Origin of the sequence: Iocasia fonsfrigidae (assembly GCF_017751145.1) — a bacterium.
Taxonomy (GTDB): domain Bacteria; phylum Bacillota; class Halanaerobiia; order Halanaerobiales; family DTU029; genus Iocasia; species Iocasia fonsfrigidae.
Map to the genome: position 1 here is coordinate 679,310 of NZ_CP046640.1, position 13,568 is coordinate 692,877.

The 13,568-nt window shown below is 36.5% G+C and carries 18 protein-coding genes; 14 read left to right on the forward strand and 4 right to left on the reverse strand.

Going from position 1 to position 13,568, the window contains the following annotated elements; genetic code table 11:
* The first annotated feature begins 48 nt into the window (after positions 1-48).
* The 4 genes from GM661_RS03370 (at position 49) to GM661_RS03385 (ending at position 1,368) form a co-directional block, all read left to right on the forward strand.
* Positions 49-198 (forward strand): heavy-metal-associated domain-containing protein, encoded by a 150-nt coding sequence (locus GM661_RS03370; protein WP_230868743.1) that lies wholly within the window; start codon positions 49-51, stop codon positions 196-198.
* Between the two features lies 1 nt (position 199).
* Positions 200-418, forward strand: a complete 219-nt coding sequence (locus GM661_RS03375; RefSeq protein ID WP_125988218.1) for an alpha/beta-type small acid-soluble spore protein — start codon at positions 200-202, stop codon at positions 416-418.
* Positions 419-523: 105 nt separating this feature from the next.
* Positions 524-826: a hypothetical protein gene (locus GM661_RS03380; RefSeq protein ID WP_230868744.1), complete on the forward strand. Its 303-nt coding sequence runs from the start codon at positions 524-526 to the stop codon at positions 824-826.
* Positions 827-1,110: 284 nt separating this feature from the next.
* A complete protein-coding gene (locus GM661_RS03385) occupies positions 1,111-1,368 on the forward strand; it encodes a hypothetical protein (protein WP_230868745.1) in 258 nt (85 codons plus the stop codon).
* A gap of 368 nt (positions 1,369-1,736) precedes the next feature.
* On the opposite strand, the gene GM661_RS03390 is transcribed toward GM661_RS03385, so the two are convergent.
* The 3 genes from GM661_RS03390 to GM661_RS03400 are packed head-to-tail and all read right to left on the reverse strand — an operon-like array spanning position 1,737 to position 2,797.
* Positions 1,737-2,309, reverse strand: coding sequence for a manganese catalase family protein (locus tag GM661_RS03390; RefSeq protein WP_230868746.1), 573 nt, complete (start codon positions 2,307-2,309; stop codon positions 1,737-1,739).
* A gap of 25 nt (positions 2,310-2,334) precedes the next feature.
* Complete coding sequence (locus GM661_RS03395; protein WP_125988228.1) at positions 2,335-2,598, reverse strand: spore coat protein CotJB; 264 nt, start codon at positions 2,596-2,598, stop codon at positions 2,335-2,337.
* 19 nt (positions 2,599-2,617) lie between these two features.
* Positions 2,618-2,797 (reverse strand): spore coat associated protein CotJA, encoded by a 180-nt coding sequence (locus tag GM661_RS03400; protein ID WP_125988230.1) that lies wholly within the window; start codon positions 2,795-2,797, stop codon positions 2,618-2,620.
* Positions 2,798-3,032: 235 nt separating this feature from the next.
* On the opposite strand from GM661_RS03400, the gene GM661_RS03405 reads away from it, so the two are divergent.
* The 6 genes from GM661_RS03405 (at position 3,033) to GM661_RS03430 (ending at position 7,288) form a co-directional block, all read left to right on the forward strand.
* Entirely contained in the window at positions 3,033-3,830 is a 798-nt protein-coding gene (locus GM661_RS03405; protein WP_230868747.1) for an amino acid ABC transporter substrate-binding protein, read from the forward strand.
* 15 nt (positions 3,831-3,845) lie between these two features.
* Positions 3,846-4,487: an amino acid ABC transporter permease gene (locus GM661_RS03410; protein WP_230868748.1), complete on the forward strand. Its 642-nt coding sequence runs from the start codon at positions 3,846-3,848 to the stop codon at positions 4,485-4,487.
* Between the two features lie 15 nt (positions 4,488-4,502).
* Complete coding sequence (locus GM661_RS03415) at positions 4,503-5,213, forward strand: amino acid ABC transporter ATP-binding protein (protein WP_230869756.1); 711 nt, start codon at positions 4,503-4,505, stop codon at positions 5,211-5,213.
* A 181-nt stretch (positions 5,214-5,394) separates the two neighbouring features.
* Positions 5,395-6,129 (forward strand): ZIP family metal transporter, encoded by a 735-nt coding sequence (locus GM661_RS03420; protein ID WP_230868749.1) that lies wholly within the window; start codon positions 5,395-5,397, stop codon positions 6,127-6,129.
* Positions 6,130-6,212: 83 nt separating this feature from the next.
* On the forward strand, positions 6,213-6,542 hold the full coding sequence (locus tag GM661_RS03425) for a DUF5320 domain-containing protein (protein WP_230868750.1): 330 nt from the start codon (positions 6,213-6,215) through the stop codon (positions 6,540-6,542).
* A gap of 290 nt (positions 6,543-6,832) precedes the next feature.
* The gene (locus GM661_RS03430) at positions 6,833-7,288 is read left to right on the forward strand and encodes a YaaR family protein (RefSeq protein ID WP_125988241.1); all 456 of its coding nucleotides are present in this window, start codon (positions 6,833-6,835) and stop codon (positions 7,286-7,288) included.
* On the opposite strand, the gene GM661_RS03435 is transcribed toward GM661_RS03430, so the two are convergent.
* A complete protein-coding gene (locus tag GM661_RS03435) occupies positions 7,285-8,976 on the reverse strand; it encodes a ribonuclease J (protein ID WP_230868751.1) in 1,692 nt (563 codons plus the stop codon). The two genes, GM661_RS03430 and GM661_RS03435, sit on opposite strands and share 4 nt — an antisense overlap.
* 143 nt (positions 8,977-9,119) lie before the next feature.
* On the opposite strand from GM661_RS03435, the gene GM661_RS03440 reads away from it, so the two are divergent.
* The 4 genes from GM661_RS03440 to GM661_RS03455 all read left to right on the forward strand — a co-directional run bounded on the left by GM661_RS03440 (position 9,120) and on the right by GM661_RS03455 (position 13,519).
* Positions 9,120-11,363 (forward strand): N-acetylmuramoyl-L-alanine amidase family protein, encoded by a 2,244-nt coding sequence (locus tag GM661_RS03440; protein ID WP_230868752.1) that lies wholly within the window; start codon positions 9,120-9,122, stop codon positions 11,361-11,363.
* Positions 11,356-11,862: a GerMN domain-containing protein gene (locus tag GM661_RS03445; RefSeq protein ID WP_230868753.1), complete on the forward strand. Its 507-nt coding sequence runs from the start codon at positions 11,356-11,358 to the stop codon at positions 11,860-11,862. Before GM661_RS03440 ends, GM661_RS03445 begins: the two co-directional genes overlap by 8 nt.
* A gap of 311 nt (positions 11,863-12,173) precedes the next feature.
* The gene (gene rph, locus GM661_RS03450; protein WP_230868754.1) at positions 12,174-12,899 is read left to right on the forward strand and encodes a ribonuclease PH; all 726 of its coding nucleotides are present in this window, start codon (positions 12,174-12,176) and stop codon (positions 12,897-12,899) included.
* A gap of 2 nt (positions 12,900-12,901) precedes the next feature.
* The gene (locus tag GM661_RS03455) at positions 12,902-13,519 is read left to right on the forward strand and encodes an XTP/dITP diphosphatase (protein WP_230868755.1); all 618 of its coding nucleotides are present in this window, start codon (positions 12,902-12,904) and stop codon (positions 13,517-13,519) included.
* The last annotated feature ends 49 nt before the right edge of the window (positions 13,520-13,568 follow it).

Consider the following 13,568-nt stretch of genomic DNA (forward strand, 5'->3'; position numbering starts at 1 on the left):
TTATTTTATGGTTAAAATAAACGTATCAAAATAAATAGGTGGCTTATCATGGCAGAAAAAATTATTCATATTGAAGGTATGAGCTGTGACCATTGTGTATCCAGAGTGCAAAAAGCACTGGAGGGAAATCCATTATATGCTAGCATATTAAAATCTGAGGAACCAAATACTAGTAGTACAATAAGAAAAAGGGGGTGAGATTGTGGCAGGTGTAGGACAAAAAAATAATACTCTGGTAAATCCATTGGCTTCACAGGCAATGGAAAAATTCAAGTATGAGGTAGCAAATGAGCTTGGTATTCAGATACCTCAGAGTGGGTACTATGGTGAAATGACAACCCGTGATACTGGTGCTCTTGGTGGTCATATGGTTAGAAAAATGATTGAAGCCTATGAAAATAGTCTGGCAGGTCAATAATCACTTATTTGTTTAAATAGCAATTATATCTATAATGTCATATATTCTAAAAGCCGGGGATTTCCCCGGCTTTTAAATTAATTGAATATAACAAAGGGGGAACCTATGTTTTTTAAAAACGATAATAGCTATATACCTGGTGATGATGAATTAGAAGAGGAAAGCGGACATACAATTGATGTCAGGAAAGAGCGAAATCTTAGATCAGGTCGAGTAGATTTTCCTTCTGTAGAGGATGAATATACTACCACTAATTTTAAAGCTGATTTAGCTCAGCAGGCAGGACGTTTTAGTGATCAGGTTTTAATGGATTCTCCCGCAGCTGAAGCAGGCACTACTGGTAAGGGAAACTTAAAGGATATTATTAAGGCCTCAGATAAAAAACTATCCAAAAAGTTAAATAATTAAATTTATTTTACAGATTCAAAAGACCGCAGTTACTGCGGTCTTTGAGCCTCTTACTATACTAGTTATGTTTAGAAATTGCCACCTAATAACAGTAAAATTAAGATTAAAAAGATAATAAATGCACAGTTATTATCACAGAGATCACCGTAGTTACCCATCTATTTCCCCCCTTTTTTTTGATTTAATACAGTATATGTATAGCAAGAAAAAGTGTGAATTATTGTAACAAACTAACTAATATTACGTACTATATTAAAAAAGGTTATTATAAGGGGGTGTATTTTTTGACAGAGGATAATGCACAGGATATTAGTAGAGAAGGTGGAGGTTTAGATAATTTAGCAGGAATAGAGGGAGGTAGTTTCGAGTTTCTCTTGTTTTTAGTTCTGATTTTACTGATCATGGGAAATTCGAATACATTTAACAGCTATTTTGAGGTTTTAGACGGCCATGTTAAAGAAGTAAATAATATTTTAAACCTTTTTTCATCAACAGCCAATGGTTTAAAGGGTGCTTTCACAGCTTCCCAACAATTTAATTAAGATAATAATATATAAGTAACCACAGCTAGACAGCTGTGGTTACATTTATAATAGAAAAAACCGCAGCTCTGACTGCGGCTTTATAGCCCTAATAGCTAAGATGTATTTTTTGACCAGTTTTTTGCTGGAGATTTAACCTCTATTATACATTACAGCTGCTGGTTCCTCCAAGTAGCAATAGGATAAGAATTAAAAAGACAATAAATGCACAATTATCACCACATACGTTAGCATAGTCACCCATAAGTTTATTTCCCCTCCTTTAAGTAGGATTTATATACTATATGTCGAACAGTCCTTATTTGTGAAAATAGAATTGGCTTAAAAATACTATAAACAGGATCATTTATGACCCTGTTTATAGTTTATTAACAATTACCCTCATTATCTTCATAATCATAGAGCAGGTCAAGTACTTCCCCAAAGCGTTGGAAATGTACAACCTCTCTTTGTCGTAAGAATGATAAAGTATCAATTATTGCTGGATCATCTGTTAAATCAAGGAGATATTCATAGACTGCCCGTGCCTTTTGTTCAGCAGCCAGGTCTTCTGTAATTGATGCAATAGGGTCTTCATGGGAAGCGAAATATGCTGCTGTAAAGGGATTACCAAAGGCATCTGCTGGGAAGTTTGCTCTGCCCCATTGGGCATAATGGGGTGCAAATCTGGTTTCTTCCAAGACATCAGCTGGAACCCCTTCAACCAGTTTATAGACAATAGTTCCTACAATTTCAAAATGAGCTAATTCTTCAGTACCGATACTATTCAGGGTTGCCTTTCCTTCCGGAATAGGCATGGTATACATCTGTGATAAATATCTTAGTGAAGCTGCTAATTCACCATCAGGTCCGCCAAATTGAGTTACTATCAGGCTGGCTAGATCTGGGTCTTTTCTCCTTACATTAGTGGGGTATTGCAAAAATTTCTTGTATTCCCACATAATCAAATTCCTCCTTTCTGGGTTATTAATATTCTATTTGCCAGGGCCATGGTTCATCAATCCACTGCCATGGATAATCTGTCGGATAAAAAGCGTAAAGTTGTCTGTAATTTTCCTGGTATTCCTCCACAAGGTCTTTGTATTTGCGTGCAAATTCGTTATGCAGTTGTAATACTTTTCTATCTTCTGGATGGGTATTAAGATATAGAACGGTTTCTATGATAGCAAAATTAAGTTCCTGTATTTCCCGTAGAAAATCAAGGTTAATATTACGCTGTTGTCTATCCATTTTTTCACCTCCATTTATATTAATAGTATCCTCTATAACCTGGTCTATAAGGCATCCATAATTCGGGGAATAATGTCCCTCTCATTAAGGCTTGTTCAGGACGGTAGTGTTCAGAATAATGTTGGAAAGGGACATAGGCATGGGCAAGCCTCATTCTTCTCATATCAAGACCTGGGATATATTGTTTGTCAGCATCCATGATAATTCCTCCTTTACAGCTTATTACTATAGTATATTAATTGCTAATTTTTGTGTGAAAATTACTATTCAGTTTGTTTTGATTTTTAAAAAGTAAAGAGATTATTAATGATGTTGATTAAGTCTGAATACCTATTAGATTGATTACTAGTAAATAAATCCTCTTTATTAACAGGCTTTACAATGGTAAAGTAATAAAGTATAATACTAATATAAGTTATTAGGAGGGGATTTTATTGAATAAAAAGGTAATTGCTATTCTTGTTGTTCTGGTAATTATAGTGGCTGGTTTTTTTATTGTACAGAATAAAGGTGATAAATCATTAGCTACTATTAAGGAAAAGGGTAAATTTGTTGTTGGTCTGGATGACAACTTTCCACCAATGGGCTTTCGTGACGAAGGGGGTAATATTGTCGGTTTTGATATTGACCTGGCCAAAGAGCTTGCTGAAAGAATGGGGGTTCAGGTTGAGTTCAAACCGGTTGAATGGGATGGTGTATTATTTAGTTTAAAAAATGGTACAATAGATGTAATCTGGAATGCCTTAACTATCACTGAAGAGAGGGCTGAGCAGATTGCATTCTCCAAACCATATCTAGATAATAGACAGATAATTGTAGTACAGGAGGATTCGACTATTAATAATAAGGATGACCTGGTAGGTAAAATCATAGGTATCCAGCTGGGAAGTAGTAGTGAAAATGCCCTTAATAATGAACAGGAGGTAGTAAATAAACTTGAGGAAATTAGGAGGTTTTCAAATAATACTGAGGCTTTAATGGATCTTCAAACCGGAAGGATAGATGCTGTAGTTGTTGATGAAATACTCGGCAGGTATTATATTAGTAAAAAACCTGATGTTTACAGGGTTTTAGAAGACGATTTTGGTCATGAATTATATGGAGTAGGTATTAGACAGGAAGATATCAAGTTTAAAGAGGAAATTGATGTTATTCTGGATGAAATGAAAGAAGATGGTACTGCAGCAGAGATTTCTAATAAATGGTTTGGGGAAGATATCTTGAAGAAATAGGGGGATTAATTCCAGGTGGATTATTATTTAAATGTATTAGAATTTATACTTAAAGGCAGTATTGTAACACTAAAGCTCTATATAATTACAGCTATTTTTTCTCCAATAGTCGGTATTCTAGCCGCCATGGGAAAGATAAGTGAATATAAATATATTAAAAAAGTACTTGCTTTATATACCTGGGTTTTTCGGGGTACGCCTTTGTTATTACAATTGTTTTTTGCATATTATGGACTACCAGCCCTGGGGATATCCTTACAGCCATTTACTGCTGCGGCTCTTACATTTATTTTGAATTATGGTGCTTACTTGACCGAAATTTTCAGGGCTGGTATTGAATCTATTGGTAAGGGACAGTATGAGGCTGCCAGGGTCTTAGGTTTAAAGTATTATCAGACTATGTTTCGTATAATAATACCACAGACTATTAAGAGGATACTGCCTCCAACTAGTAATGAAGCTATTAATTTAATAAAAGATAGTGCCCTTGTTGCTGCTATTGGATTGGGTGATACTCTGCGCTCTGCTAAACAGATTGTAACCAGGGATTTTACTATTTCACCTTTTGTTATTGCAGCTATTTTGTATTTAATTTTTAGTTCTGGTGTTGTTAATGTGTTTACTAGACTTGAAAAAAAATATTCCAGATATGAGTAGTGATAGATCATGAAGATGATAGAGCTTAATAATATAAAAAAGAATTTTGGGGAGTTAAGGGTCTTAAAGGGAGTAGACCTAACTGTTCATCAAGGTGAAGTGGTTTCTATTATTGGTCCTTCTGGTTCAGGAAAAAGCACCTTGCTGCGTTGTTTAATAGGACTGGAAAAACTGGAGGCTGGCGAAATTTTTGTTGAGGGTAATAGGGTTAACACCTTTCAGGATGGACCGCAAAAAATGGGGATGGTTTTTCAGGGTTTTAATCTCTTTCCCCATAAGACAGCACTTGGTAATGTAATAGAGGCCCCACTGGTAGTTAATAAATTGGAAAAAAGCAAAGCGATTGACCTGGGTGAACAAATGCTGGATAGGGTTGGACTGCTTGATAAGCGGGATGTTTATCCAGCTATGTTATCAGGTGGCCAACAACAAAGAGTGGCCATTGCCAGGGCCCTTGCTATGCAACCGGATATAATGTTATTTGATGAGCCGACATCCTCTCTGGATCCGGAACTGGTCGGTGAGGTTCTGGCTGTCATTAAAGAGCTGGCAAGTGATAAAATAACAATGCTGGTAGTTACTCATGAGATGGGTTTTGCCAGGAGTGTTTCAGATAGGGTTATTTTTATGGATGAAGGGAAGATAATTGCTGATGCTGCTCCTGATAAGATATTTAATCTACCTGAACATGAACGGATTGAGGCTTTTTTGGAAAAAATATTATAATACCAGAGATATAGAGGACCGGTATTTTATAGCTGGTTCTCTATATTAATTATTTGGGTTATAATTTATTTGTTTACCTGAAATATACCCAGGAGAGTAATTATTTTAATTAGTAAAATATATATTAATATTAGGCAGTAAGATCAAAGTAATAAATGATGTAATCAAAAGGATGGTTATTGTGGATTATTTGTGGTATGTGTCATTAATAGGTTTATTTACAGGGGTATTTGGTACCTTTGGAGGTAGTATCCTTGTTTTTCTTGTAAAAGAGATGAAGGAAAATCTTTTAACCTTTGTACTGGGTATATCCGGGGGTATTATGACAGTGGTTGTTTTTTTAGATTTAATTCCTGAAGCATTAGAACTTGCCTCTGTTTTTAGCACCCTGGCAGGTATGTTATTGGGGGCAATTTTGATTGCTGGCCTTGATATTTTTTTCCCTCATCAACATTTTATGAATAAAAAATATAATATTAATTTAAAGGCTGGTATTCTTCTGGCAGTAGGTATTGCCATACATAATATACCAGAGGGTCTGGCCATTGGAGCAGGTTATAGTGCAGATAGATCCCTTGGATTAGGACTGGCGGTTATAATTGGTGTGCAGAATTTTCCTGAGGGAATGGCTATGGCTACCAGTTTAAGCCTGGCGGGTGTCAGGAATCTATATATTGTTCTGGCCACAATAGTATCGGGTATTCCTATGGGATTAGGGGCTTTTATTGGAGCATATTTTGGCAAGATCTCTGATTTTTTTCTATCTTTCTCTCTGGGTTTTGCAGCTGGTGCTATGTTATTTATTACCTTTGATGAATTAATACCATCGGCCCATGAAAAAAATGAAGGGTATATGGCTATAAGTGGAATACTGATTGGGGTTTTTATTGGGATATATTTGTCTATCAGGGTATAATTTTTAATGGTTATTGACATATGCCCAAAATAAGTGTATAATATAATTGTATTAAATAACTAAGCAGAAAGGAGATGATTTACATGCCTGCAGGAGATCGAACTGGACCTCAAGGATATGGACCTTTAACAGGAAGGGGAATGGGCAATTGTGTTGGCAGCTGGTGCCCGGTACCCAGGCGGGGATTTGGTGTTGGTGTCGGACGTGGACGCGGTTATGGAGCTGGCTATGGACCAGGGTATGGCCGAAGGTATCATTACCCAGCATATGATGAACAAAGTAAAGTACTCCATCAGGAAGAGTACCAAATGTTAAAGGCTATGGCTGAGGATTTAACAGCTGAACTGGAAGCGATTAATAAGCGCTTGAATATCCTGGAAGGAAAAAGCAGTGACAATACTGGTGATGAATAATCTATAAACACCCGGCAGGTAAGTAGCCGGGTGTTTTATTAGTTTCTTGTTAGTAAACCAGGAAACTGTGATTTAGAAATTGTGGATAACTTTGAAGACCGACCAATATATTTATCTGATACTACTTTGTTTATCAGACAAATTTAGTTCTTTGAGTTGATTGACAGGGGTTATTTTTTTACTATATACTAATATTATCTATATATTTCTTATTATGGGGTATTGTGAAGGTAATCTTATTATTTTAGCGAATATATAGTATAGTGAGTAATTTGAGAGGAGGGTTTGTGATGCGGATAGATAAAAATTTGCTTTCTCCATTAAAAAATCGTGATGAGAATAAGCGTGTTAATAAAAAGAGCCCGGGTGGAGCTGAGAAAAGCGATTTTAAGGAAAAATTGACCGAGATAAATGAACAGGAGATTAAAGAGAGGCTTGACAAACTCCTTGGTATTATAGATGAGCAGGGGAAGAAACTAAAGAAATCACTTGATAAGAAAGACCTGGCAGAATATAAAAAACGGGTTAAAGTCTTTCTTAAGATAATACAAAAGGAGTTTGCTCAGGCTAAACAGTCTTATAGTTGGGACGGCAGGGGTAATATGAAGACCTATACAATAATTGAAAAGATAGATAAAAATCTGGAAACCCTCCATAATCTCTTTATCGAGGAACAGGCAGATGCCCTGGAGGTTTTGCGGCAGGTTGATGAAATTAGAGGGCTCTTGCTTGATCTCTATATTTAATTATCAGTGTTTTTTATGATTAATAATTCTGTTATTATTAAGGGGCTTCTATTTGTTTTTTCGTAAAAGTATTTACCCAGGATACTATTAATTCTATTTTTTAGTAGTGAGGGATCACTGCTTTTATTTTTAACTGATTTTAGGGTCTGCAGGGCTTTAACTACTACTTCTTCGGCATCATTAAGGACAGCCTGTAATTCATTTTTATAGATAAATCCCCTGGAAATTAAAAGGGGTCTGCTGTATAAATTGAGTTTTTGATCAACAGCTAGGATAATATTTATAAAACCATTTTCAGATAATTTCCTTCGTTCAGTGAGAACAAGCTCATCTGTTTTACTAATTTGATAACCCTCAATATATAATTCACCAACAGCTACTTTTTCGGTGACTGCTGCCTTATCAGGGCTTATCTCTACCCTGTCACCGTTGAGGGCAATGATGATATTTCCTACTGGTATGCCCACCTGTCTTGCCAGTTGGGCATGGTGATATAAATGTCGAAATTCACCGTGAACTGGAATTAAGTACTTTGGTTTTGTCAGGTTAATCATTAATTTGATCTCTTCCTGACAGGCATGACCGGAAGCGTGTAGGTCAATCATCCCATTGTAGATTACCTTGGCCCCCTTACTGTATAACATATTGATAGTTTCACCAATTGCCTTTTCATTACCAGGTATTGGGCTGGATGATAGGTATACAGTATCACCAGGTATAATAGAAATCTCTCTGTGTTCATTACGGGCTAATCTACTTAAGGCTGCTCTATATTCCCCCTGACTACCTGTCATAAGCAAAACTATTTCTTCAGGTTTCATTTTGTTGGCCTCATTAATACTTATAATCATACCCTCAGGGATATCTAAGTAAGCAAGTTTACTGGCTATTTCTATTGTATTGGCCATACTCCTACCACTAATAGCTATTTTTCTGTTGTTTTTTTTAGCTGCCTTTAATATCTGCTGGATCCGGTCGATATTACTAGAAAAGGTGGCTATTATTATTCTGGACTCTACCAGACTAAAGCTTTCTTCCAGACTACGGGCTACTACCCGTTCAGAGAGGGTATGGCCTTCATGTTCTGCATTTGTACTGTCTCCTAAAAGGGCTAGTACTCCCTGCCTGCCCCAGTTAGCCAGTTTATCATAATCTGTCTGGGGATTATTAATTGGTGTTTGATCAAATTTATAATCCCCTGTATAAATGATTAATCCTGCTGGAGTATGGATCCCCATGGCTACACTTGCTGGTATGCTATGATTAACATGACAAAACTCAATCTTAAAAGAACCCAGTTCCAGGTCTTTATTAATTATATTGGAACCGATAGTATTGAGATTGGCTTTGTCGATTAAACCATTATTCTCCAGGCGGTCTTTTATTAGACCTATTGTTAAATCTGTACCATATAAAGGGGGGGTTATTTTTTCTAATAAGTAGGGTATGGCACCAATATGGTCTTCATGTCCGTGGGAAAAAATAATACCACGCAGTTTCTTTTGGTTTTTCTCCAGATATGATATATCAGGAATAATTAGATCAACACCATATTTTTCATCATCTGGAAATAGAGTACCGGTATCCAATACTATCATGTCCTCTTCATTTTCAACTACAATCATATTTTTGCCGACTTCACCACGTCCGCCAAGTGATATTACTGAGATTTTTTTGTCATCTGTCATTTTAATCCTCCAGACCAGGTTTTAGTAAGAGTATATTTTATTATATTCAATTATTAGCTGATTAATTATAAAATAAAGCAGGAAATATTAAAGATTCAAAGAAATATTATATTATATTGTTGAATGATGGGGGATGACAAATAATGCCTAAAAATATAGCCCTTTTAACGGCTTTTTTATTGATAGCAATTTTAATTGCTGCTGCTGGGACATTACAGGCAGGGGATATGCATATTTATATAAATGGACAGGATTACTTCGATAAATTTGAAACTAAATTGATAGATGGTTGTTTGATGGTAAAAGCCCGTTCACTGGCAGATATTTTGGGGGCCGAAATTAATTGGTTTAAGGCGATTAAGACAATTCATTTAAAAAAAGATGATACTAAACTTAAAATGATGGCTGATAATCCATACATACAGGTTAATGATAAAACATATAAAACAGAGCATCAACCGACAATGCTTAAGGGAAGTAGTTATCTTCCCCTTAAAGAGGTGATTGAACATTTGGGTTACCTCTATCAGGAGAACGGCAAAGATATCTATATTAATAAACCAAGTTCTTATGTGAAGGGGATCAGTTGGCAGAAGTCTGGTCAACAGTTATTACTGGAGCTGGATAAAATAAGCCCCTATAGAATCAATAAGACAGATGACCCCAAAAAAATTGTTCTTGAGTTAGACCAGACAGCCCTGTCACCAGACTTTAAGGATGATCTTTCAAATAAAAATTTCTATTTAAAGATAGAAAAGGTTGCTAACAGGGCTCGTTTAAGGTTATCGATTATCAGCAAATACCCTATTCCTTTTCAGAGAGACATGGGAATAGACGAAGATGGTAATAAGCTATTGATTAATTTTTTGCCTTCTATTACTGCTATAGACTGGAAAAACAATAGATTAAAGATTACTGCCAATGGCGATATGCGCAGACCAGAGATTCTTCTACTGCAAAATCCAAAGAGGATGGTTCTGGATATACCGGGTTTAATGCTTAATAATTTTGACCTTAATATAGAGAAAAATGACTGGATTGAAGATGTTAGGGTAAGTCAGTTTAAGTATGACCCTGTTACTTTGCGGGTGGTGCTTGATTTAGTAGAGGATAAACAGATGGAGTTAGTTCAGGATAATAGCTCTAATACTATGATTTTGAAACCAGCTGACCTTTCTGAAGTAAGGGACCTTAAATTTGAAAACAGTATACTTAGTTTTATAACAGACCAATCTACTAATCCTGACTTATTTTTTCTTGAGAAACCGGATAGACTAGTAATTAACCTTATAAATACAGTTAGAGGAGATAATTTTCCTGATAAGATAGATGTAAAGGGGGAACTTATTACTGCTGTCAGGACAGCCAAATTTAATGAGGAGACAGTAAGGATAGTTGCAGATATGACAAGGGAGTCTGCCTATAAATTGGAACAAAAGCAGTTATCAAACGGTAAATTTAAACATATAATTAAGTTTGAGAACGGCTTTAATAAACTTGTTTTAACAGATTCAACTACTAAGACTGATATTTCTTTTGATTTTCTTAGACAGGCAAACTATGAGGTTAAAAGACTTTCTTATCCTGACCGGCTTGTAGTGGATATTCAGGGGATAGGGGGGATTTCTCAGGAAGAGCTGCCAGAGCCACTGGGTTTAATTGAAGGTATCAGGATAGGTCAATTTAGTTCTGAACCTCAGGTGAGCAGGGTGACTTTTGATTTAACTGATTATCACGGGCATAAGGTAATATCAATGAACCCTGATAGTAGTATTAATATTACTCTGATAAAGGGGGCCGCTGAACCTGTTACTGGAAAAAATGTTATTGTGATCGATGCTGGTCATGGTGGTTTTGACCCTGGTGCTATAGGTCCTTCAGGACTTAAGGAGAAAGATGTTACCCTTTCTATTGCACTTAAAGTACAGAGCCTTTTGGAATCTGAAGGTTATGATATTGTGCTGACCAGAGAGCAGGATAATTTTATTTCATTAAAAGAAAGGGTAGATATAGCTAATGAAATAAAGGCCCGATTATTTGTCAGTATTCATGCTAATGCCTCTAATTCTAGATATGCAGATGGAACAGAGACATATCTTGCGCCAGATAAGCCGGCTGAAAATAAGCTGTTGGCTAGGGTGCTGCAGAGGGAATTATCTAATTCCTTAAAACGAAAGAATAGAGGTATCCTGAAGGATAATTTCTATGTAATAAAATATACTGAGATGCCTTCAGCACTTGTAGAAGTAGCGTTTATTTCTAATCCACATGAAGAGTCATTATTATCCAGCGATTTCTTTCTAGAAAAAGCTGCCAGGGCAATAAGTAAAGGGATTAAATCTTATCTTGACAATGTTAGACAGGGAGATGAAGGGGTAGATGAGTAGGAGAAGTCTATTAATTTATTTGCTTATTCTTATTATTGGATTTATTATAGTTTACAATATAATAGGGGAGCAGGATTTCAGTGGTGATGACAGTAGAGAAGTTATTGTCTATTATGCTACCCGGGATGCAATGTACCTTGACCAGGAAAGAAGAACAGTCAAGCAGGATGGGCTTTACAGGAATACAGTTGAGGAACTACTTAAAGGCCCTGAAACCAGCTCTTTAAGTCCAACTATACCAGAGGGTGTAGAACTATTAAAATTAAGCCTTAGGGATAATATAATATATCTTGATTTTAATAATGCCCTTCTTGATAATCACTGGGGGGGGAGTACAGGGGAATCCCTAACCGTTTATTCGATTGTTAATACAATGGTTCAGTTTGAAGAAATTGATGCTGTTCAAATACTAATTGAGGGAGAAAAGATAGAGACATTGGCTGGACATATGTATTTGCTGGAACCATTAGAGATGAATGAAAGTATTGTAAAAAAATAGGATAAGTTATTTTTTAATTACAGCCTGGGTGTAGTATTCTGGGCTTTTTTAGTGAACAGGGAGGGGTTGAAAAGGCCCTGGGTGGAATAAAAACTGGCAGAATGCGAAATATAAACTTGCCAGTAGTAGTGCTGCCGGGGGATTAAGTTAATTGGTCTGGTCTGAGCAACTGTTGAGATTGCTTTGGATATTATAAAGAAGTATTTGAAAAGGGTATAGCTTAAAATAAGTTGTTTACTTAGGGGTTTTTTAGATATAATGATAATTATAGAGGGTTTTAATAATATTAATCTGAAAGGCGGATGGATAAGATGGATAATAAACGAAATGATGGTAGGTCAAATGATCAGCTGAGGGCACTGTCAATTACAAGGAATTTCACTAAATATGCTGAAGGTTCAGTACTTATCAAAACAGGTGCTACCCAGGTTATCTGTAATGTTTCCATAGAAAATAGTGTTCCTTACTTTTTAAGGGGACAGAATAAAGGCTGGCTAACAGCTGAGTATTCGCTGCTACCCAGGTCTACTCACAATAGAACTGTCAGGGAGGCTGCCCGGGGCAAGATAAGCGGACGAACCAAAGAGATTCAGAGGTTGATAGGGCGTTCCCTCCGCTCAATAATTGACCTTGATAAAATGGGGGAAAGGACTATCTGGATTGACTGTGATGTTATTCAGGCTGATGGTGGAACTAGAACAGCTTCAATTACCGGGGCTTATGTAGCTTTAGTAGATGCTGTCAACTACCTTATTGATAAGGGGGAATTAGAAGAATCACCACTTAATTCCTATCTGGCGGCAACAAGTGTGGGTATAGTAGATGGTGAATTGCTATTGGACCTCTGTTATGAAGAAGATTCACAGGCCCAGGTTGATATGAATGTGGTTATGACAGGAGAAGGAAAGATAATAGAGATACAGGGGACAGCAGAGCAAAACCCTTTTACGCGTTCAGAGATGACTGTATTGATGGATCTGGCAGAAAAGGGAATTAAAGAACTAGTACTGGCTCAGAGGGAGAGTCTGGAGGAATAAAAATGAGCAGGAAGCTATTAATTGCCAGTGGTAATAGAAATAAAATATATGAAATCAATAAATTGCTGGCTGGATTAGGGCTGGAAATAGTCGATATGGGGGAATATCCTGACCTTCCTGAAGTTGAAGAAGATGGTAAAACTTTTAAAGATAATGCCCTGAAAAAGGCCAGAGAACGCTCAATACAGACCGGGCTTTTAACAATGGCTGATGATTCCGGTATAGAGGTTGATCATCTAAAAGGGAGACCAGGTGTTTATTCGGCACGTTATGCTGGTTTGACAGCAACTGATGATGAGAATAACAGAAAATTGCTTGAAGAATTAAAAGGTGTTCGATTTGAAGAGAGAACAGCACGTTACCGGGCAGTAATTGCCCTGGTTGACCCCCTGAGTGGTAAAGAATATACAGTAGAGGGCAGCTGTGAAGGGATAATTACTGAACACCCCAGGGGGAATAATGGTTTTGGTTATGATCCCTATTTCTGGCTCCCTGTTTATAATAAAACTATGGCTGAACTCCCTTTAGAGGAGAAAAATAAGATCAGCCATCGGGCAGAGGCCTTAAATGGCATAAAGGAAATATTGGAGAATAAATATTCAAATATCCTGGAAAAATAATGAAATTATAATTTTACTGATAAAATTTAGTATGGTATAATAATTTTAA